A 17,859-nucleotide genomic window follows, 5' to 3' on the forward strand; every position below is an offset into this window, starting at 1 on the left:
CGCTTAGAAGAAGAGCGTGAGAACGCCGGTGTAGCCGTACAGCCGATCGTTGGATATTTCGCCGTTGGCGAAGAAACCGACCAGCGGCGCGTCCCCGAAGGCTTCACGGATCAACTGATGCTCGCGCTCCGGCTCGCGGAACTGATGCGGGCCCCGCGCCGCGCAAGAGACGTAATGCGCGCCGCGCACGGGCCGTCCGCCGATGCGGCGTTTCAGGTCGGCCAGCATGGCGCGCATATCCTCAACCGCCGCGCGGCTGTCGCGCCGGCAGAACAGGATCGGATCGCCCGGCTCGACGCCCTGGGTGATCGCCAGCGCGCCGTGGTCGACGTCGATCCCAGTGATCGGCCGCACCAGATAATCGCGGTCGTCCGCGCCGGGGACCGGCAGACCGGCGAAGATGCGGCCCGCCACCTGCTCCAGCCGGCTGGCCAGCGGTTCGCCCAAATCGCGCTTGAAGACCTCCAGCGCCGGGCGGTCGTCGATCTCCAGCAACACCGGCCCTTCGGATTGGGTCACGGTATGGACCGCGCCGATCGGCGTGCAGCCTTGGCTGACGCCGGTTTGCAGCGGCGTGCGGTCGGGAGCCAGCATCACCCCGCTCAACCCGCCGCCGGTGGGACCGTCGGCCAGCTGCGCGCCGACGCCGCTGGCGCAGGCCAGGCCGCCCACCATGAAGCCGTCGGTCTCCTCCACAAGGTCGCGGATCAAGCCGGGGACCATGCGGTTGCCGGTGTCGGCGTGCGCCAGGATCAAGGGCGCGGCCGTTTCCCCCAGCCAATCCGCGTGGCTGCGCGTAACCCCGTCGGTTTCGTCGACGACGCCGTCGAAAACCCGAAAGGCGGCCTCCGGGATCGGCAAGACCATGACGGCGATCGCCGGCGCCTCAACCACTTCGACGCCGGTCGCGATCACGCCGTAGCCGACCGACCCGATCCAGTGCGGCACGCCCGTCGCCTGACGCAGCAGCACTTCGATCTCGCGCAGGTTCCGCGCGAAAGGCGGCGTGACGTAGATGACGCCGAGCCGATAGCTCTGATCCAGCGCGCCGAGCTGGCGGATGATCTCGCCCGCCGCCGTCTGCCAGCTGTCGCCCGCGCCGTGAGCGGCGCGGAAGGGCGCCGCCGAGTGGCTTTCCGCGTCACGGCTCATCCCGCAGCTCCCTCGCCCGTCCCGGCCGCCGCATCCAGCGCTTCAATCACGGTCGGCAAGATGTTGTCGACGATCACCTCGACCCCGTCGGCGTTGGGGTGCATGCCGTCCGACTGGTTCAGCTGCGGCTCCGCCGCGACGCCTTCCAGGAAGAAGGGGTAAAAGGTGACGTCGTACTCATCCGCCAGACGCGGGAAGACGGCGTTGAACTCCCGCCCGTAGTCGCGTCCGAGGTTCGGCGGCGCCAGCATGCCGGCCAGCAGCACGTGCGCGCCCGCCTGCTGGGACTTCTCGATGATCGCCGCGAGGTTCTCATAGGTCTGCTGCGGGTCGAGCGCTCGCAGCCCGTCGTTCGAGCCGAGCTCAAGCAACACGACGTCGGGATCCTCGGTCAGCAGCCAGTCGACCCGCGACAGCCCGCCCTTCGTGGTGTCGCCGGAGACGCCGGCGTTGATCACCTCGGCCGGACGGCCGGCCTCGGCGAGCGCGTCTTCCAGAACGCTCGGAAAGCTCTCCGCCTTCGACAGCCCGTAGCCGGCCGTCAGGCTGTCGCCCAGCGCCAGGATCACCGGTCGCTCGTCGCCGTCCTGGGCGCGGGCGGCGCCGATCAGGACCGCCAGCATCAGCGCCGCCGCGCCGATCGCCAGCGCGATCGCGTTGAAAACCGCCGCGCGCGCGCCATATCGCGTTCGGCGCCGCACCGCGGCGACGGCCTCGACTGTCTCTCTTTGCGTCTTGGAAGGACCCGCCATGCCCGCTTCCTCGTCACAGTCCGACCGTGACACGAGCCCCAGCGGCCCGATGGTCAGCCTCGAAAATGTCGAGTTAAGACTGGGGTCGGGCGCGGGGGAGGTCAACATTCTCCGCGGGATCGACCTGAGCGTCGAACGGGGCGAGGCCGTCTCCATCGTCGGACCGTCCGGCTCGGGCAAGACCTCCATGATCATGGTGATCGCCGGCCTGGAGCGTGCGACGGAAGGCCGCGTCGCGATCGGCGGCCGGGATTTCGGGCGGCTCAGCGAAGATGATCTGTCGCTGTTCCGGCGCGATCACTTAGGCGTCGTCTTCCAAAGCTTCCATCTGATCCCCACCATGACGGCGCTTGAGAACACGGCCGTGCCCTTGGAGCTCGCCGGTCGGCGCGACGCCTTCGAGCGCGCCGAGGCGATGCTGGAGCGCGTCGGCCTCGGCCATCGGCTGACGCACTATCCGGGGCAATTGTCCGGCGGCGAACAGCAGCGCGTCGCGCTCGCCCGCGCCTTCGCGCCGGAACCCGATCTGATCCTGGCGGACGAGCCGACCGGCAATCTGGACGGCGAGACCGGCCGCCAGATCATCGAGCTGATGTTCGAGCTGTCGGAGGCCCACGCCACCACCTTCCTGCTGATCACCCACGACCGCGACCTCGCGGAGCGCTGCGGGCGCGTCATTCACATGGCCGACGGCCGGATCGTCGAAGATCGTCAGCGAGAGCCCGGCGAGCCGCCGCGCGCTGCGCAGGCCGGCTGAGGGGCGCGCAGATCATGGCGGAACCGGGGCTTCTCCCGCTCGCTTGGCGGATCGCTCGGCGCGAATTGCGCGGCGGCCTGAAGGGATTCCGCGTCTTTCTGGCCTGTCTCGCGCTCGGCGTGGCGGCGATCGCCGGCGTCGGCTCGGTCGCCTCGGCGATCGAGGAGGGGTTGCGTCAGGACGCCAAGACGCTGCTGGGCGGCGACGTCGATCTGCGCCTCACCCACACCCCGGCGACGCAAGCGCAGGAACGCTGGCTGCGCGACAACTCCGCCGGCGTCTCCCAGACGGTCGAGATGCGGGCGATGGCGGTCATGCCCGACGGCTCCGATCGGCGGCTTGTCGAACTGAAGGCGGTCGACGGCGCCTATCCGCTCTATGGCGAGGTCGTGCTGCAGGATCAGGCGATTCCGGTGCAAGAGGCGCTTAGGCCCGTCGACGGCGTCCCCGGCGCGGCGGTCGCCCCGCAACTGGCGCGGCGCTTCGACGTGGGCCTCGGCGATCGCATCCGGATCGGGGAGCAGACCTTCCGCATCGGCGCGATCATCGCCGACGAGCCGGACGGCGGCACCCAAGCCTTCAATCTCGGCCCGCGCGCCATGATCGCCTATGAGGATCTGCCGGCCACCGGGCTGGTTCAGCCGGGCAGCCTGATCCGCTATCACTACCGGATCGCGTTGGGTCCGGAGCAAGCCGTCGATGCGTGGATCGCGGCCCTGAAACGGGAATTTCCGGACGCCGGCTGGCGCATTCGCGCGCTCGACAACGCCGCGCCGAACATCCAGCGCTTCGTCGACCGGGTCGGGCTGTTCCTGACGTTGGTCGGATTGACGGCGCTGCTGGTCGGCGGCGTCGGCGTCGGTAATGCGGTGCGCGCCTTCCTGGGCGGCCGCACGGCGACGATCGCGACGCTGAAGTGCCTCGGCGCGTCAGCCAAGACGATCTTCGCGGTCTATCTGATCCAGGTTTCGATTCTGGCGCTTGTCGGCATCGCAATCGGCCTCGTCATCGGGCTGGGCGCGCCGCTGGGCGCGGCGCCGCTGCTGGCGGAACGGCTGCCGGTCGAGGCCCGCGTCGGCTTCTACTGGGAGCCGGTGCTGGTCTCGATCGGCTTCGGGCTGCTGGTGACGCTCGTCTTCTCCCTCTGGCCGCTGGCGCAGGCCTGCAGCGTGCCGGCGGCGACCCTGTTCCGCGATCTGTTGGCCCCGGTCACCAAGCGACCGGGCGCGCGGGTGCTGGGCGCGATCGCGCTTGGCGGCGCGGCGCTGGCTGGGCTGGCGCTGTTGACGGCGGACGATCCGCGCGTGGCGGCCGGCTTCGTCGGCGGGGCGATCGCGACGCTGGTCGCCTTCCGACTGGCGGCGGCGGCGGTGATGCGGACGGCCGCGGCCCTGCCGCGGCCGAAGGGCGTACGCCTAGGCCTCGCCCTCGCCAACCTGCATCGGCCGGGCGCGCCGACAGGGGCGGTCGTGGTTTCCCTCGGCCTGGGGCTGACGGTGTTGGCCGCGGTCGCGCTGATCGAGGCGAACTTGAACCGCCAGGTGAACGAGACCCTGCGCGGCGAAGCGCCCGGCTACTACTTCATCGATATTCAGCCCGACCAGATCGACCCCTTCATGGATCTCGTCCAGGGCTTCGAGGGCGTGCGCGACGTTCAGGCCGTCCCCATGCTGCGCGGGCGGATCGTCGCCATGGACGGCGTCTCGGTCGACGCGATCGACGCCCCGCCGGACGAGGCCTGGATCCTGCGCGGCGACCGCGGCATCACCTGGTCGGCCGCGCCGCCGAACGAAGGCAGCGAGGTGGTCGAGGGCGAGTGGTGGCCGGCCGACTATGCGGGTCCGCCGCTGGTCAGCTTCGACGTGGAGGCGGCGCGCGCCTTCGGTCTCGCGCCCGGCGACACGCTCACGGTCAATGTGCTGGGCCGCGAGATCCAGGCGGAGATCGCCAACCTGCGCCAGATCGATTGGACCTCGCTCGGCATCAATTTCGTCATGGTCTTCTCGCCCGGCCTGATGGAGACGGCGCCGCAAAGCTACATCGCGACGGCCTATCTGCCGGCGGACCAGGAGACCGAGCTGGAAGCGGCCGTCGTCGACCAATTCCCCAACGTGTCCGCCATCCGGGTGAAGGAGGTTCTGGAGAATGTGAACCAGATCCTCTCTAACTTGGGCGTGGCCGTGCGCGCGATCGCGGCGGTCGCGATCCTGGCGGGCGTCCTGGTGCTGGCGGGCGCGCTGGCCGCGGGGCATGAGCGGCGGATCTACGACAGCGTCGTGCTCAAGGTCCTCGGCGCGACGCGCCGCGACGTGATCGCGGCGTTCTCCATGGAATACGGGCTGATGGGCCTTATCACGGCCCTGATCGCAAGCGCGGTCGGGGCCGGCGCGGCCTGGGTCGTGGTCTCGCAGATCATGGGCGCGGAGTGGATTTTCGCCCCGGACGCGCTCGCCGCCACGGTGTTCGTGGCGCTGGCGACGACGATCGGCTGCGGGCTGATCGGCACCTGGATCGCGCTGGGCCGCAAAGCGGCCCCGCTGCTCCGCAACGAATAGGGGGCGCAACGAATAGGCGCATTCGCCGCAGGGAAACAGCATCCGAATCGGTCCGGTTTTCGTTGAAAACGGCTCGCAGTCTGCCAATATATGCGCGGAACCGAGCGGCCGCGGGAACGCGCCGCCGTCCGGCGGAACGGTCCGGCGGACGACCACCAACCTACGGAAACACCGAAGGGTTACGGGAAAGAAGGGGCTAGCAAGACGATGGCGCTTAATCCCAATCGCAATTACGCCGCGACGGCGGCGGGCGCGCGCACCGGGGCGGAGGTCGACGAGGGCCTGCGCTCCTACATGCTGCGCGTCTACAACTACATGGCGCTTGGCGTCGCCGGCACGGGTCTCATCACCCTGTTCATGGCGATGCAACCGGATCTCATGTACACGCTGGCCGTCGGGCCCATCAAATGGGTGCTGTTCGCCGCCGTGCTGGGCATGGGCTTCTTCTCCGGCAAGATCGTGACGATGAAGAGCGTGGTGGGCGCGCAGGCCTTCTACTGGGTCTATTGCGCGCTCTGGGGCGTGATGATCTCGCCGCTGATCTACGCCTTCCTGCAGACGCCGGGCGGCGTCCTGGACATCGCGCGCGCCTTCTTCATCACCGCCGGCATGTTCGCGGCCGTCAGCCTGTACGGCTACGTCACCAAGCGGGATCTGGCGCCGATCGCCAAGTTTCTGTTCATGGCGATCGTGGGGCTGATCATCGCCGGGCTGGTCAACTGGATCTTCTTCGAGCCGTCGAGCGAGTTCTCGATGATCTTCTCGGTGGTCGCCGTCCTGCTGTTCGCTGGCATGACCGCCTATGAGACCCAGATGATCAAGAACATGTACATGGAGCATCTGGGCCAGGACGCGGTTTCGAAGATGGCCATCTTCGGCGCGCTCCAGCTCTACGGCAGTTTCGTGGTGATGTTCATCCACATCCTGAACATCATCGGGATCATGCGCAGCGAATAAGCGCCCGGTCCTGCTGCACCCAAAGAAACCGCCCGGCGAAGGGGTCGCCGGGCGGTTTTCTTTTTCGCTCTATTGTCGCAGGCGGGCCGCCTAGAAATCGTAGCAGCGCCCCGCCTTCTCCCAATCGCCGTAGCGCGTCGGCTCAAGGCCCTGCGGCCCGCCGCTTTCCTTCGGCTTGTCGCCGCGCGCCTCAGCCTCGCGCCGCCAGCGGCGGCCGGCCTCTTCGGCCTTCAGATCGGCGAGGCGACGCGCGTCGACCCCCTGCACCTCGGGATCGAGCATCGGCGCCTCCGCGCCGCTTTCGTCCGCGGCGGCGTCGGAGACGGCGCGCGCCTGTTGGGCGGTCGTCCGCGCTTTGGGCGAAGCGCCCGGCTTGAGAAGGTCTTTCAGGTTTTTCATGGCGCATCGTGATATGGCGCATGCGGGCCGTCGGGCAAGGGGGTTGTTTGAGCCGCATGCAATCGCTGGCGGCGACAATCCTCGCCCCGGCCGTGCGCCGGGGGATTGTCGGCCGGTTCCGACAGCGAGGGGGCGCTGTCGGGCGGGAACGGGTCCGACCCCCTGCTCTGGTTCTACCGGACCATCCAAGAGAGAGGGCGGGGCAAAAGAGAGTCGCCCCCTCACTTGCGCGAGAAGGTCATCTTCTGATGCACAAGGCTCTCGCGCGCGCCGGTCCACGCGTAGGCGAGCAGGCAGGGCTCCCGGTCGGCGGTGGTGATCCGATGATAATGACCTGGCGGATTGAGGATCAGCGAGCCCGGCGCATAGACGCCGACGTCATTCTCCGAGGTGTGGCCGGATATGCAGACGTAACTCTCCGTGAGCCCTTTATGACTGTGGCCCGGATAGGTCGTCTTCGGGCCGAACAGCACGAGGCCCAGGATGATCCGATCGCTCACAACCGGGCCGGTCGGCCCCAGAATTTCGGCGTAGCCGTATTTCCTGGTCAGACCGCGCGGCACCTTCTCATAGCCGTACTTCCAATGCAGATGCTCCCGAACCCCCTCGATCGAACGGGCGAGACGGGCCGTGCGATAGCCTACCGCATTCGACAGCGCGCGATCGAGATGCACGCACACCGGCAGCTCTTCGCCCTCTTCCTCCTGGACGGCGGGGTCGTCGTCGATCACCTTCCCGAGCAGACGGCGAACCTCCGCCATGTGGCTGCGGATTTTCGCGCTGCCGCCGGCCGACCCGCTTTGATAGAGTTCCAGCACGTCGCGCAGCAGGTACTGCCAATAGGGCTCGGTCGAGAGTTTCATCGGCGGACCTCTGTTTCGCTGCGGCGCACAACGCAGCATAGCGCTAGCGCCGGTGCAGGGAAGAGGAGAGTCGCATGGCCGGGATCGAACCGGAGAGACGCGCGCCGCCTGAGGTCGCAGACCCTTCGCGGCCGCCGATCGCCGCCTGCTGGTTTTCGGTCGAGCGCGCGGCGGAGGGGATCGTCCGGTTGCGCGAGGCGCATGTCGACCCCTATGCGGTCGGCGACGTCTGGCTCGTCTGCGGGACGCAGCGGGCGTTGGCGGTCGATGCGGGCTCCGGCCTCGCACCGTCGGCGCCGCTGGCGGAGGCCGTCGCCGAGCGGCCCGTCGCGGCGGTCGCCCTCAACCCCTATTACGACCACGCCGGCGGCTGGGCCGACTACGCCGAGCGCCTGTGCCACCCGCTGGACGCGCCGGCCTTGGCCGATCCGCGCGCCGAGAACGAAAGCCTGCACGATTTCCTGACGCCCGAGACCCTGGCGGCCCGGCCCGACGCCGATTTCGAGCTGGCCGTCCACGCCATGCGCCCGGCGCGAGCGACCGGTCTGGTCGAGGACGGGGCGACGATCGATCTGGGCGGCCGGCGGCTCGAGGTTCTGCACGTCCCCGGCCGCTCGCCCGGCGGCTTGGCGCTGTGGGAGGCGGAGACCGGCGCGCTCTTCACCTCCGACATGCTGTATGACGGGCCGCACGGCCCCGCTTGGCCGCCGGACGCGCCGGCGGCCTATGTCGAAAGTCTGCGGCGCTTTGCGACCCTGCCGGTCGAGAGGGTCTTTCCCGGCCATTACGGCCCCTTCGACGGGGCGCGCATGCGCGCCCTGATCGCTGAACAGACGGCCGATCTCAGCCTCTGAGCGTCCAGCGTCAGACGTCGGGCGTCAGACGTCGGGCGTCAGACGTCCAGCGTCAGACGTCGACGTCAGGCGGGAAAACAGACCAGGGTGCAGACGAACCGCGGGAGCGCGTCAGGCGGGGCGTCGCTCGCGCGGAACGGCGCCGTCACCTGATGGAAGGTGCGGTAGGCGCGCCCCTCCCACCAGATGGAGCCGCTGAGGAAGACGGGTCGGCGCTCGCTCACGACCGTCTCAAGCATGTCGAGGAAAGGTTCGAGCGCGCCGTCCATCGTCTCGGCGTCGAGCGGCTTGCCGGTCAATTCTCGGCCCAAGACGTCGCGCATCTCGGTGCCGAACAGGCGGTAGCGATAGCGCCGCGGCCCCTCGCGCTCCGACAGGATGAGCCGCCCGAGCATCGCGCGCGGCAGGGTCAGGGGGTCGAGGGCGCTGCGCGGGGCGGGCGCGCCGTCGGGACCGCAATGGGTCCGCCAGTGGTCCGCAAAGGCTTGCAGTTCCGGCTCGGCTGCGGCCTGAGCGCTCGGCCATTCGAGCGGCGGACCGCCGCGGTCCGGCGCCCCGAAGGGATGGGGGGAGGCCCCGGCCCCGATGTGAAATCGTCCAGCCACACGATTCCCCTCTAAGGTTTCGTGCGGAAATTGTACTCTTTTTCGCCGATCCAGGGAATGGGCCTTGCAGTCGGCGCCGCAGCGGCTCTAGCCTCGCCGTCTGATCATGGTCGACACCCTCAGCCCCGCCCAGCGCCGCCGCGCGATGCAAGCGGTCAAGGGCAAGGACACCAAGCCCGAATGGGCGCTGCGCCGGCGCCTGCATGCGCGCGGCTTCCGCTACCGGCTGCACGATCCGAGGCTGCCCGGCAAACCGGACCTTGTGCTGCCGCGCCGGCGAACGGCGATCTTCGTCCACGGCTGTTTCTGGCACGGCCACGACTGTCCGCGGGGATCTCGACGCCCGGCGACGAATCAAGCCTATTGGGAGGCCAAGATCGCACGCAACCGCGCGCGCGACCAAGCCGCCGAAGAAAGGCTCAAGGCCATGGGGTACCGCGTACTGATCGTCTGGGAATGCGAGCTCAAGGACCCCGACGCCGCGGCCGAGCGGGTGGCGACGGCGCTCGCGGAATGAGCGCGGGCCGCCCCTTCTACGAGTTCTTCGCCGGCGGCGGGCTGGCGCGTCTCGGGCTCGGGCCCGGTTGGGACTGCCGCTTCGCCAATGAGTGGTCAGAGACCAAGGCCGCCGCCTATCGCGCCGCCTTCGGCCCGGCGCCGGAACTGCGCGTCGCCGACGTGGCCCGGCTTGCGCCCGCCGATCTTCCGGGCCGGGCCGACCTGGCTTGGGCGTCCTTTCCCTGCCAGGACCTCTCGCTGGCCGGCGGGCGCGCGGGGATGGCCGGCGCGCGGAGCGGAACCTTCCACGCCTTCTGGGGCCTGATGCAGGGGTTGGCGGCGGAGGGTCGCGCGCCGCGCGCCGTGGCCTTGGAGAATGTGACCGGCTTGTTGACCAGCGCCGGCGGCGCCGATTTCGCCGCGCTGGTACGCCTGCTGGCGGCCGGCGGCTACCGGGTCGGCGCGCTGACCCTTGACGCCGGAGCCTTCGTTCCGCAATCGCGCCCGCGGCTGTTCGTCTTGGCGCTCGACCCTTCGGCCGCATCGGCCGCGCCGCAAGCGCCGGGGCCGACGGGCGCCGTCGGCTCCGGCGCGCTGGCCCGGGCGGTCTCGGGATTGGAGGAGCCCTCGCAGGCCGCTTGGCGCTGGTGGCGCGTCCCGGCGCCGCCGGCGCGCAACGCAAATCTGATCGACCTGCTTGAGCCGGACGCCGCCGTGACAAACTGGCATAGGCCGGCCGAGACGGAGCGGCTGATCGCCCTCATGGCGCAGGCCTCGCGCGCCAAGCTGGCCGCGCTGCAGGCGGCGGAGACGCGCGCGGCTGCAACGGTCTATCGCCGCACGCGCCCGGACGGCGCCGGCGGCAAGGCGCAGCGCGCCGAAATCCGCGACGACGGGCTGGCAGGCTGCCTGCGCACGCCCGCCGGCGGGTCGAGCCGCCAGATCGTCCTGATCGCCGAGGGGGGCCGCGTGCGCTCGCGTCTGCTGACCCCGCGCGAGGCCGCGCGCCTGATGGGCGCGCCGGAGGAGTACCCGACGCCGGCCGGCCGCACCGCCGCCTACCACCTGTTCGGCGACGCGGTCGCGGTTCCGGTGGTGCGCTGGCTGGCGCAGCATCTGATCGAGCCGGCGTTGGACGGGACGGCGGCCGGGGGGCGGACCGCGGTCGTCGCCGCAGAGTAGCCATCGCGCGGTCCGTCGGCCTATAGTCGCAATCCGCGCAGGACTATGCGCGGTTTGAGACTGGGGTGGAACCGTCAATGCCGAGAGCGCCGAGTCCGGCCGAGACCAGCGCCGCGGGCGGCGAAATCGACGACGATACGCCGTTGTCGGCGCGCAGCCGACGCTTGGTGGAGTATTGGCGCACGCTGCGTCCGGGCTCCAAGGCGCTGCCGTCGCGCGCGCTGTTCGACCCGGCGGCGGTCGTCGACCTGCTGCCCGACGTCTGGCTGTTGGAGACGATGGACCGGGCCGGCCGACGTCCGACGGCCGAGGGTCCGCGCTTTCGCTGCCGGCTCTACGGCTCCGCGCTCGCCGAGGCGTTCGGGCGGGATCTGACCGGCGCGCTGCTGGACGAAGCCGACCCGGCCTTCGAGACGAGCGAAGCCGGCCGCGACTTCCGCGCGGTGGTCGCGCGCCGCCTGCCCCGCTGGTGGCGCGGGCCGGTCGCGATGACGACGCCCCGTCAGACGGCTGGGGTAGAGGTGGTCATGCTGCCGCTGGCCGTTGACGGCGAGCATGTCGACATGATCCTGAACTACGCCCAGCCGCTTTACGGCGACCCGCCGCGTCCGCTGGACCGCTGACGGGCCGCTTTGAGGAGTCTTTGGAGGGCGCTACTCCGCCGCCGGGGCGGGGATGGGGGCGCGGCTCACCTCTTCGCCGGGAACCTCCGGCTCTTCGTCGACCATTTGCGCCGGGAAGCCGTCGGCCAAGACCGAGACCTGGGCCGCCTCCTCCAGCCGCTTGATGATGTTGGGCGACCATTCGCGCGGGCCGTAGCGCTCGGCGCCGTCCTCGAAGATCTTCTGGAACATCGGACCCAGTTCCAACGGCGCGCCGATGCGCTCCGCCAGACCGTTGAACAGACCGATGTCCTTGAGGACCAGGTCCATCGTGAAGTTGATGTCGCGGCTGCCGTTCAGGATCACCTGGCTTTCGGTCTCGTGCACGAAACTATTGCCGGACGAGATCCGGATCGCCTCGTACGCGGTCCCCAGATCCATCCCCGCCTTGGCCGAGACGGCGAGCGCCTCGCAGACCGACAGCAGGTTGGCGGTCGCCAGATAGTTGGTGACGACCTTGAGGACCGAGGCGCTGCCGAGCGGCCCGGTGTGCAGCAGCCGGCGGCCCATCGCCTTCAGAGCCGGCAGCGCCGCCTCGAAGGCCGCGCGCTCGCAGCCGGCGAAGATCGAAATGTTGCCGGTCGCCGCGCGATGGCAGCCGCCCGAGACCGGGCAATCGATCGGCAGGCCGCCGACCGCCGCGACCCGCGCACCGAGGCGCTGGACTTCGGCCGAATCGGTGGTGCTCATCTCGGCCCACACGGCGCCCGGCTTGAGCGTCTCCAGGACGCCGCCCTCCGCCTCCATCACCGCGGCGCTCGCGGCCGGCGAGGGCAGGCAGGTGATGACCATATCCTTTTCGGCCGCGAGGTCGGCGGCGCCGGTCGCCGCCTTGGCGCCCTTGGCGACCAGTTTCTCCACCGCCGCCGGGGCGAGGTCGTAGACCGTGACATCGAAGCCGTTTCGGACCAGCGAGCCCGCGAGCTGCGCCCCGACATTGCCGAGACCGATGAAGCCGATTTTCATGAGGGCGCGTTCCACTTCCCGATAAGAGGTTGCCGTCGGCGCGCAGCATCACGCCGAATCCCCCCCGGCGCCAACCGATTTCTTTGCGGCGGCGAGGCGCGCGCCGATCAGCCTCCAGGCGAGCCGTCGGGCGGGCCGTCGGGCGGCGGGGTCGCCGCGCCGACTTCGCGCAGGCGAGCGACCTTCGCCTCAAGCGGCGCCCAGTCGTCCTCGCGATCGATCGCCGACCAGAGGCTTTCCACCTCGTCGATCAGCATGTCCTCGGGCGCGCGCTGAGCCCAGAAGGCCTGGGCCGCCGGTCCTTGCAGATGCGGCGACGGCGCCTCCGTCCGTACGGCCTCGATCGCGGACGTCCAGGGCTCGTTCGCGTACAACTCGGCCAGCGGGCTTTCCGCCAGACGTTCCGGCCGCGCGCCGCCGGTCAGATCGAAGAACACCCGTTCGAACGGGGCCTCTGTTTCATGCAGCGCGGCCCACAGGGCGTGCGCCGTCGTACGCGCCGCTTCGGCGTCCTTCACCGCCAAGCCTAGACGGTAAAAGGTCTGCGCGACCAAGGCCTTGTCGAATCTCTCCGAGAAAGACTGATAGATCGGCTCCAACCGCTCCACCGGCGTCAGCGGCAGCAGACACTCGGCCAGGCGCGCCAGATTCCAATGCAGCGCCTCCGCCTGCCGTCCGTACGCGTACAAGCCTCCATGATCGAAATAGGCGGCGGTGAAGTGCGGATCGTAGCGCTCCAAGAAGCGCCAGGGACCGTAGTCGAAACTCTCCCCGGTGATGACGATGTTGTCGGTGTTGAGTACGCCGTGAACGAAGCCGGCGGCGAACCAGGCGGCGCCCAACTCGGCGACGGCCTGGACCACCGCTTCATAGAGCAGCGCCGGCGCGTCGTTCGCATCGGCGATCGTCGCCCGGTCGGCGGCCTGCGGGTGGTAGACGGCGAGGCAGTAGTCGACGAGTCGGCGGATCGCCTCGACCTCCTCCTGCGCGCGCAGGCGCTGGAAGGTGCCGATGCGGATGTGGCTGTGGCTCAGCCGCACCATGACGGCCGAGCGGGTCGGCGACGGCTCGTCTCCGCGATAGAGCTTCTCGCCGGTCTCGATCAAGCTGAAGGTCTTTGAGGTCGGGACGCCCCGCGCCTCCAGCGTCTCCGTCGCCAGAATCTCGCGCACCCCGCCCTTCAACGTCAGACGACCGTCGCCCGAGCGCGACCAGGGCGTCTGGCCGGAGCCTTTCGTCCCGAGATCCAACAGCCGACCGTCCTCAGCGTCGCGCATCTGGGCGAACAGGAATCCCCGGCCGTCTCCCAGGTCCGGATTGTAGACCCGGAACTGATGGCCGTGATAGCGCAGCGCCAGCGGCTCGCCCAAATTGTCCGGCAGCGGCGCGAAGCGGCCGAAATGCTCGATCCATTCGGCCTCGCTCAACGCCTCCAACCCGACCCGCGCGGCCCAGCGGTCGTTGCGGAAGCGCAGGATATGCTGCGGGAAGTCGGCCGCCGGCACGGGATCGTAGAACAGGCTCCCCAACTCCGGATGGCGGGGGTCGGGACGGTAACGCTCGGTCACGGGCATGGACGGGCCTTGGGCTTGGACGGGTGGACGGGCGGGCGGGCGGGCCGCGCGTCTCAAAACGGCGGCGCCCCTTCACCCCTCCCTAGCTAAGGCCCTGGGCTCAAGCCGGCAAGCCCGCCTGTTCCGCCTCGACCTGCTTGACCAGACGAAGGGCCACCGGCGCGGCGAGATTGGGGCGCGCGGCGAGCAGCGTTGCGACGGCGGCGCGCCGGCGTTCGATCGCGCAGGCGAGAGACGCGGCCGCGCGAGCGAGCGCGTCGCGCGCGAGATGCTTCAGGTCGGCGAGGTCGGCGGACATCGATCGACTCCTTGATAAAAGGCCGGAACGCGAACGCGCTTGCAGCGCGCTATAAAGCGCGTCGATGAACGCGGCGTGACGGCATGATGTCGATTTAGCGTCCGCCCCGCCCTATCTTTTGCATTGTCAGACGAAGCCGAAGGAGCCCCAATCGATGTCGAGCGAGCGTCGAACCGCGCCCCAGGCGCCTGCGGATCACGCATTCTGGGCCGCCGTCACCGGCCGCCGGCCGGACGGCGAGGCGGCCTTGTTCGCGACGCTGGAGGCCGCCCTGGCCGACGGGCGCCCGCCCGACATGGCCGAGGCGGAGGCGGAGCGGTTGGAAGCGCTGGCGGGGGAGCGCGGTTACGCCGTCATGGCCGCCGCCATCGCCCAGCACGCGGCGCAGCCGCCGACGACGGACGCCGCCTATTTCGACGCCCTGGCCCGGTCCGAGACGCGGCTTCTCGCCGCCGCGCGGGACGCGGCCGCCGAGGAGGCCGTGCGCTTCCTCATGGCCTGCCTGCGCGACGCCTTTGATCTGGGACGCGGTCGGCGCCTTGCCGGCGGCGAGCGGGCGCTCGCCGCCGACGGGCCGACGAGCGTCAATTGAGGGAGGAGACCCGCCCATTGCCGCGCGCGCAGGAATCCGTTTGGGACTATCCCCGACCGCCGCGACTTGAGAAAAGCGACGATCCGATCGAGATCGAGGCCGGCGGCCGGCTGATCGCGCGCACGACGCGCAGCTATCGCTGCCTGGAGACGAGCCACCCGCCGGTCTACTATCTGCCGCCGGACGCGTTCGCGGCGGACGTGCTGCAACCCGCCCGCGACGGCCGCGGCAGTTGGTGCGAGTTCAAAGGGCCGGCGCGCTATTTCGACATGCTCGTCGACGGCGGGCGGATCGACCGCGCAGCCTGGCGCTACCCCGATCCCACGCCCGCTTTCGCACCGATCCGCGACTGGATCGCCGTCTACCCCTCCAAGATGGACGCCTGCCGCGTCGCCGGCGAGAGCGTCGCGCCGCAGGAGGGCGATTTCTACGGCGGCTGGATCACCAGCTGGATCGCCGGACCCTTCAAGGGCGGCCCTGGAACGATGGGGTGGTAGCGGGCGATCGGGAGGGCCAGGCCCGCCGACGAGGAGGCGCGCCCAGCTTGCGCGCGGCGCCCCGCGGGGCTAATCAGGAGAGCGAGTCGCCCTCTACCGGAGCTGCGCCCCATGACCGACGTCGCCCCGCCGCCCAAACGCCCGCAGGACCGCATCCTGGTCGCGATCGACACGCCCGACGAGGCGCGGGCCGCCGATCTGTCGCGCAGGCTGGCGGGCGCGGTCGGGGGGATCAAGCTCGGTCTCGAATTCTTCAACGCCAACGGACCTGAGGGGGTGCGTCGCGTCGCCCGCGCCGCGCCCGAGGAGACGCCGCGCGGTCAGGCGCCCGCGCAGCAGCGGCTGTTCCTGGACCTGAAGTTCCACGACATCCCGAACACGGTCGCCGGCGCGGTGCGCGGCGCCATGCAGCTCGGCCCCTGGATGCTTAACGTCCACGCTTCCGGCGGCGCGGCGATGATGACCGCCGCCCGTCAGGCCGCGGAGTTTCAGGCGGACAGCCTCGGCGTCGTGCGGCCGATGCTGATCGCCGTCACCGTGCTGACCAGCCTGGATGAGGACGATCTCGCCGTCGTCGGCCAGCAAGGCCCGGCGGCCGACCAGGTGGCGCGCCTCGCCCGGTTGGCGCAGGAGTGCGGGCTGGACGGCGTCGTGTGCAGCGCGCGTGAGATCGCGGCCATCCGCGCGGCCTGCGGCCCCGACTTCCGGCTGATCGTGCCCGGCATCCGCCCGGCGGGGGCCGAGACCGGCGACCAGAAGCGCACCATGACGCCGGCCGAGGCGCTCGCCGCCGGCGCGGATTATCTGGTGATCGGCCGGCCGATCACCGGCGCCGCCGATCCGGCGGAGGCGGCGCGCGCCGTCGCCGCAGAGATGACGCCATGAGCCTGACGATCAAGATCTGCGGCCTGTCCGACCCGGCGGCGGTCGAGGCGGCGGTCGAGCGCGGCGCCGACATGGTCGGCTTCGTCTTCTTCCCGAAAAGCCCGCGGAATGTCGCGGTCGAGGCCGCGGCGGCGCTCGCCGCGCGGGTTCCCGAGCGGGTCGCCTGCGTCGGCCTGTTCGTCGATCCGGACGACGCCCTGCTGGCGCGCGTACTGGATCAGGTTCCGCTGTCGATCATCCAGCTGCACGGCAAGGAGACGCCCGCGCGCTGCGCGGACGTGCGCGCGCGCTTCGGCCGGCCGGTGATGAAGGCGCTGGGCGTCGCGACCGCGGAGGATCTGGCGGGCGCGAAGGCCTATGAAGGGCCGGCCGACCGTCTGCTGCTGGACGCCAAGCCGCCGGAGGGCGCGGACCGTCCGGGCGGCAACGCCGCCGCCTTCGATTGGATGATCCTGAAGGACGGGCGGCGGCCGACGATCCCGTGGCTGCTGGCCGGCGGCCTGACGCCGGACAATGCGGCGAGCGCGGTGCGCTTGGCCCGGCCGCCCGGTCTCGACGTCTCCTCCGGCGTCGAGACGGGCGGCGCAGGCCGTAAGGATCCCGAGAAGATCCGCCGTTTCCTGGAGGCCGCGCGGCGCGCGGCCGCCTGAGGCTCAGAACAACAGCGTCGCCAGCGGCGCCAGCAGCGCCGTCACCACCCCGTTCATCCCCATCGCGATGGCGGCGAAGACGCCGGCGATCTGATTCACCTGAAAGGCGCGCGCGGTGCCGATGCCGTGCGCCGCGACGCCGACCGCGAATCCGCGCGCCCGCCAATCGGAAACGCGCAGGCCGTTCAACAGCGGGGTGACGAAGATCGCGCCGATCACGCCGGTCGCGATCACCATGCTGGCGGTCAGCGAGGGCAGACCGCCGATGCTCTCCGAGATGCCCATGGCGATCGGGGTGGTCACGGATTTCGGGGCGAGCGAGAGCAGCGTCTCGCGGCTGACGCCCATGGCCGCGGCGACCGCAACCGCGGTTCCGACCGCCGCGGCGGCCCCGACGATCAGCGCCGCCAGCATCGGAATCATCGCCGCCTTGACCCGCGGCAGATGGCGATAGAGCGGGATGGCGAGCGCGACCGTCGCCGGCCCCAGCATGAAATGGACGAACTGCGCGCCCTCGAAATAGGTCTCATAGGCCGTGTCGGTCGCCAGCAGCAGCGCGATCAGCAAGCCGGCCGCGATCGCCACCGGATTGACGATCGGGTTGGCGCCGCTCCTCTCGAAACACCAATGACCGGCCCCGTAGGCGATGAGCGTGATCGTCAACCAGAAGAGCGGGGTTTGCGAGAGATAGACCCAGATGTCGGCGGGCGCGGCGATCACGGCGCACGCTCTTCTGGGGGCGGCCCGTCGCCTTTCACTTCCTCGCCCGCCGCGCGCCGATCCGTCAGCCGCGCGACGCCGACGAAGGTGAGCGCCCCGATCGCGATCGCGGCCAGCGTGCTGACGACCAGCGCGACGGCGATCGCCGCGCCTTCGCTCTGCAGCCGCTCCAGATGCTGCACCAGCCCTACGCTGGCGGGCACGAACAGCAGCGATAGATGCTTCAACAACCCGTCCGCCGTGCCGCCGAGCCAGTCGGGCGCGCCGGCCGGTCCGCCGATCCCCCGCTTGCCGTAGCGAAGCAGCAGGACGATCAGCAGCAACGCCATTCCCAGAACCGGCCCCGGGACCGGCAGCGTCAGCGCGCGCACCAGCGTCTCGCCGAGCAGCTGGAACGCCAGAAACACGGTCAGCGCCTTCAGCATGGGAGACGGACTCCCT

General features: G+C 70.3%; 21 protein-coding genes. 11 read left to right on the top strand and 10 right to left on the bottom strand.

Annotated elements, in window-relative coordinates; genetic code table 11:
* Positions 1-3 precede the first annotated feature (3 nt).
* Positions 4-1,152 carry an FIST signal transduction protein gene (locus RIB45_RS05530; protein ID WP_350049234.1) on the bottom strand — a complete coding sequence of 383 codons (1,149 nt, stop codon included), beginning with the start codon at positions 1,150-1,152 and terminating at the stop codon, positions 4-6.
* A complete protein-coding gene (locus RIB45_RS05535; RefSeq protein ID WP_350049235.1) occupies positions 1,149-1,904 on the bottom strand; it encodes an arylesterase in 756 nt (251 codons plus the stop codon). Before RIB45_RS05535 ends, RIB45_RS05530 begins: the two co-directional genes overlap by 4 nt.
* 49 nt (positions 1,905-1,953) lie before the next feature.
* Here RIB45_RS05535 and RIB45_RS05540 point away from each other — a divergent pair, with 49 nt between their 5' ends.
* The 3 genes from RIB45_RS05540 to RIB45_RS05550 all read left to right on the top strand — a co-directional run bounded on the left by RIB45_RS05540 (position 1,954) and on the right by RIB45_RS05550 (position 6,173).
* The gene (locus RIB45_RS05540; protein WP_350049236.1) at positions 1,954-2,661 is read left to right on the top strand and encodes an ABC transporter ATP-binding protein; all 708 of its coding nucleotides are present in this window, start codon (positions 1,954-1,956) and stop codon (positions 2,659-2,661) included.
* A 14-nt stretch (positions 2,662-2,675) separates the two neighbouring features.
* Positions 2,676-5,216 carry an ABC transporter permease gene (locus RIB45_RS05545; protein ID WP_350049237.1) on the top strand — a complete coding sequence of 847 codons (2,541 nt, stop codon included), beginning with the start codon at positions 2,676-2,678 and terminating at the stop codon, positions 5,214-5,216.
* A gap of 207 nt (positions 5,217-5,423) precedes the next feature.
* Complete coding sequence (locus tag RIB45_RS05550) at positions 5,424-6,173, top strand: Bax inhibitor-1/YccA family protein (RefSeq protein WP_350049238.1); 750 nt, start codon at positions 5,424-5,426, stop codon at positions 6,171-6,173.
* A 90-nt stretch (positions 6,174-6,263) separates the two neighbouring features.
* Here the strand turns inward: RIB45_RS05550 and RIB45_RS05555 are convergent, their stop codons facing one another.
* Together RIB45_RS05555 and RIB45_RS05560 are read right to left on the bottom strand one after the other, a co-directional pair.
* Positions 6,264-6,572 carry a DUF1674 domain-containing protein gene (locus RIB45_RS05555; protein ID WP_350049239.1) on the bottom strand — a complete coding sequence of 103 codons (309 nt, stop codon included), beginning with the start codon at positions 6,570-6,572 and terminating at the stop codon, positions 6,264-6,266.
* A 221-nt stretch (positions 6,573-6,793) separates the two neighbouring features.
* Positions 6,794-7,435 carry a dimethylsulfonioproprionate lyase family protein gene (locus RIB45_RS05560; RefSeq protein WP_350049240.1) on the bottom strand — a complete coding sequence of 214 codons (642 nt, stop codon included), beginning with the start codon at positions 7,433-7,435 and terminating at the stop codon, positions 6,794-6,796.
* 74 nt (positions 7,436-7,509) lie between these two features.
* Between RIB45_RS05560 and RIB45_RS05565 the strand changes: the two genes are divergently transcribed.
* Positions 7,510-8,289 carry an MBL fold metallo-hydrolase gene (locus RIB45_RS05565; RefSeq protein WP_350049241.1) on the top strand — a complete coding sequence of 260 codons (780 nt, stop codon included), beginning with the start codon at positions 7,510-7,512 and terminating at the stop codon, positions 8,287-8,289.
* Between the two features lie 65 nt (positions 8,290-8,354).
* Here the strand turns inward: RIB45_RS05565 and RIB45_RS05570 are convergent, their stop codons facing one another.
* Positions 8,355-8,894, bottom strand: coding sequence for a PAS domain-containing protein (locus RIB45_RS05570; RefSeq protein WP_350049242.1), 540 nt, complete (start codon positions 8,892-8,894; stop codon positions 8,355-8,357).
* Between the two features lie 106 nt (positions 8,895-9,000).
* Here RIB45_RS05570 and RIB45_RS05575 point away from each other — a divergent pair, with 106 nt between their 5' ends.
* The 3 genes from RIB45_RS05575 to RIB45_RS05585 all read left to right on the top strand — a co-directional run bounded on the left by RIB45_RS05575 (position 9,001) and on the right by RIB45_RS05585 (position 11,197).
* Positions 9,001-9,411, top strand: a complete 411-nt coding sequence (locus tag RIB45_RS05575; RefSeq protein WP_350049243.1) for a very short patch repair endonuclease — start codon at positions 9,001-9,003, stop codon at positions 9,409-9,411.
* Positions 9,408-10,574 (top strand): DNA cytosine methyltransferase, encoded by a 1,167-nt coding sequence (locus RIB45_RS05580; RefSeq protein WP_350049244.1) that lies wholly within the window; start codon positions 9,408-9,410, stop codon positions 10,572-10,574. The genes RIB45_RS05575 and RIB45_RS05580 overlap by 4 nt, the downstream gene beginning before the upstream one ends.
* Positions 10,575-10,651: 77 nt before the next feature.
* Entirely contained in the window at positions 10,652-11,197 is a 546-nt protein-coding gene (locus tag RIB45_RS05585; RefSeq protein ID WP_350049245.1) for a PAS domain-containing protein, read from the top strand.
* A gap of 30 nt (positions 11,198-11,227) precedes the next feature.
* Here the strand turns inward: RIB45_RS05585 and RIB45_RS05590 are convergent, their stop codons facing one another.
* The 3 genes from RIB45_RS05590 to RIB45_RS05600 all read right to left on the bottom strand — a co-directional run bounded on the left by RIB45_RS05590 (position 11,228) and on the right by RIB45_RS05600 (position 14,074).
* Positions 11,228-12,217: an NAD(P)-dependent oxidoreductase gene (locus RIB45_RS05590; RefSeq protein ID WP_350049246.1), complete on the bottom strand. Its 990-nt coding sequence runs from the start codon at positions 12,215-12,217 to the stop codon at positions 11,228-11,230.
* Positions 12,218-12,309: 92 nt separating this feature from the next.
* The gene (locus tag RIB45_RS05595; protein WP_350049247.1) at positions 12,310-13,776 is read right to left on the bottom strand and encodes a protein adenylyltransferase SelO; all 1,467 of its coding nucleotides are present in this window, start codon (positions 13,774-13,776) and stop codon (positions 12,310-12,312) included.
* A gap of 100 nt (positions 13,777-13,876) precedes the next feature.
* Positions 13,877-14,074: a hypothetical protein gene (locus RIB45_RS05600; RefSeq protein WP_350049248.1), complete on the bottom strand. Its 198-nt coding sequence runs from the start codon at positions 14,072-14,074 to the stop codon at positions 13,877-13,879.
* 154 nt (positions 14,075-14,228) lie between these two features.
* Between RIB45_RS05600 and RIB45_RS05605 the strand changes: the two genes are divergently transcribed.
* From RIB45_RS05605 to RIB45_RS05620, 4 genes are all read left to right on the top strand, one after another.
* On the top strand, positions 14,229-14,666 hold the full coding sequence (locus tag RIB45_RS05605) for a hypothetical protein (RefSeq protein WP_350049249.1): 438 nt from the start codon (positions 14,229-14,231) through the stop codon (positions 14,664-14,666).
* A gap of 17 nt (positions 14,667-14,683) precedes the next feature.
* Entirely contained in the window at positions 14,684-15,163 is a 480-nt protein-coding gene (locus RIB45_RS05610; RefSeq protein WP_350049250.1) for a DUF427 domain-containing protein, read from the top strand.
* A 111-nt stretch (positions 15,164-15,274) separates the two neighbouring features.
* Positions 15,275-16,048, top strand: coding sequence for an orotidine-5'-phosphate decarboxylase (gene pyrF, locus RIB45_RS05615; RefSeq protein ID WP_350049251.1), 774 nt, complete (start codon positions 15,275-15,277; stop codon positions 16,046-16,048).
* Positions 16,045-16,698 (top strand): phosphoribosylanthranilate isomerase, encoded by a 654-nt coding sequence (locus RIB45_RS05620; RefSeq protein WP_350049252.1) that lies wholly within the window; start codon positions 16,045-16,047, stop codon positions 16,696-16,698. The genes pyrF and RIB45_RS05620 overlap by 4 nt, the downstream gene beginning before the upstream one ends.
* A 3-nt stretch (positions 16,699-16,701) precedes the next feature.
* Here the strand turns inward: RIB45_RS05620 and RIB45_RS05625 are convergent, their stop codons facing one another.
* Together RIB45_RS05625 and RIB45_RS05630 are read right to left on the bottom strand one after the other, a co-directional pair.
* Complete coding sequence (locus tag RIB45_RS05625) at positions 16,702-17,418, bottom strand: LrgB family protein (protein WP_502882555.1); 717 nt, start codon at positions 17,416-17,418, stop codon at positions 16,702-16,704.
* Positions 17,415-17,843, bottom strand: a complete 429-nt coding sequence (locus RIB45_RS05630; RefSeq protein ID WP_350049253.1) for a CidA/LrgA family protein — start codon at positions 17,841-17,843, stop codon at positions 17,415-17,417. Before RIB45_RS05630 ends, RIB45_RS05625 begins: the two co-directional genes overlap by 4 nt.
* Between the last annotated feature and the right edge of the window lie 16 nt (positions 17,844-17,859).

The organism is Marivibrio sp., from assembly GCF_040218065.1.
In the GTDB taxonomy this organism is placed as follows: Bacteria; Pseudomonadota; Alphaproteobacteria; order UBA8366; family Aestuariispiraceae; genus Marivibrio.

What these genes read in the sequence shown, in the direction of transcription:
- RIB45_RS05550 (WP_350049238.1), top strand. Translation starts at nt 5,424, where the DNA reads ATGGCGCTTAATCCCAATCGCAATTACGCCGCGACGGCGGCGGGCGCG.
- RIB45_RS05540 (WP_350049236.1), top strand. Translation starts at nt 1,954, where the DNA reads ATGGTCAGCCTCGAAAATGTCGAGTTAAGACTGGGGTCGGGCGCGGGG.
- RIB45_RS05630 (WP_350049253.1), bottom strand. Translation starts at nt 17,843, where the DNA reads ATGCTGAAGGCGCTGACCGTGTTTCTGGCGTTCCAGCTGCTCGGCGAG.
- RIB45_RS05605 (WP_350049249.1), top strand. Translation starts at nt 14,229, where the DNA reads ATGTCGAGCGAGCGTCGAACCGCGCCCCAGGCGCCTGCGGATCACGCA.
- RIB45_RS05585 (WP_350049245.1), top strand. Translation starts at nt 10,652, where the DNA reads ATGCCGAGAGCGCCGAGTCCGGCCGAGACCAGCGCCGCGGGCGGCGAA.
- RIB45_RS05620 (WP_350049252.1), top strand. Translation starts at nt 16,045, where the DNA reads ATGAGCCTGACGATCAAGATCTGCGGCCTGTCCGACCCGGCGGCGGTC.
- RIB45_RS05530 (WP_350049234.1), bottom strand. Translation starts at nt 1,152, where the DNA reads ATGAGCCGTGACGCGGAAAGCCACTCGGCGGCGCCCTTCCGCGCCGCT.
- RIB45_RS05565 (WP_350049241.1), top strand. Translation starts at nt 7,510, where the DNA reads ATGGCCGGGATCGAACCGGAGAGACGCGCGCCGCCTGAGGTCGCAGAC.
- RIB45_RS05545 (WP_350049237.1), top strand. Translation starts at nt 2,676, where the DNA reads ATGGCGGAACCGGGGCTTCTCCCGCTCGCTTGGCGGATCGCTCGGCGC.
- RIB45_RS05600 (WP_350049248.1), bottom strand. Translation starts at nt 14,074, where the DNA reads ATGTCCGCCGACCTCGCCGACCTGAAGCATCTCGCGCGCGACGCGCTC.
- RIB45_RS05580 (WP_350049244.1), top strand. Translation starts at nt 9,408, where the DNA reads ATGAGCGCGGGCCGCCCCTTCTACGAGTTCTTCGCCGGCGGCGGGCTG.
- pyrF (WP_350049251.1), top strand. Translation starts at nt 15,275, where the DNA reads ATGACCGACGTCGCCCCGCCGCCCAAACGCCCGCAGGACCGCATCCTG.
- RIB45_RS05560 (WP_350049240.1), bottom strand. Translation starts at nt 7,435, where the DNA reads ATGAAACTCTCGACCGAGCCCTATTGGCAGTACCTGCTGCGCGACGTG.
- RIB45_RS05595 (WP_350049247.1), bottom strand. Translation starts at nt 13,776, where the DNA reads ATGCCCGTGACCGAGCGTTACCGTCCCGACCCCCGCCATCCGGAGTTG.
- RIB45_RS05555 (WP_350049239.1), bottom strand. Translation starts at nt 6,572, where the DNA reads ATGAAAAACCTGAAAGACCTTCTCAAGCCGGGCGCTTCGCCCAAAGCG.
- RIB45_RS05575 (WP_350049243.1), top strand. Translation starts at nt 9,001, where the DNA reads ATGGTCGACACCCTCAGCCCCGCCCAGCGCCGCCGCGCGATGCAAGCG.
- RIB45_RS05535 (WP_350049235.1), bottom strand. Translation starts at nt 1,904, where the DNA reads ATGGCGGGTCCTTCCAAGACGCAAAGAGAGACAGTCGAGGCCGTCGCC.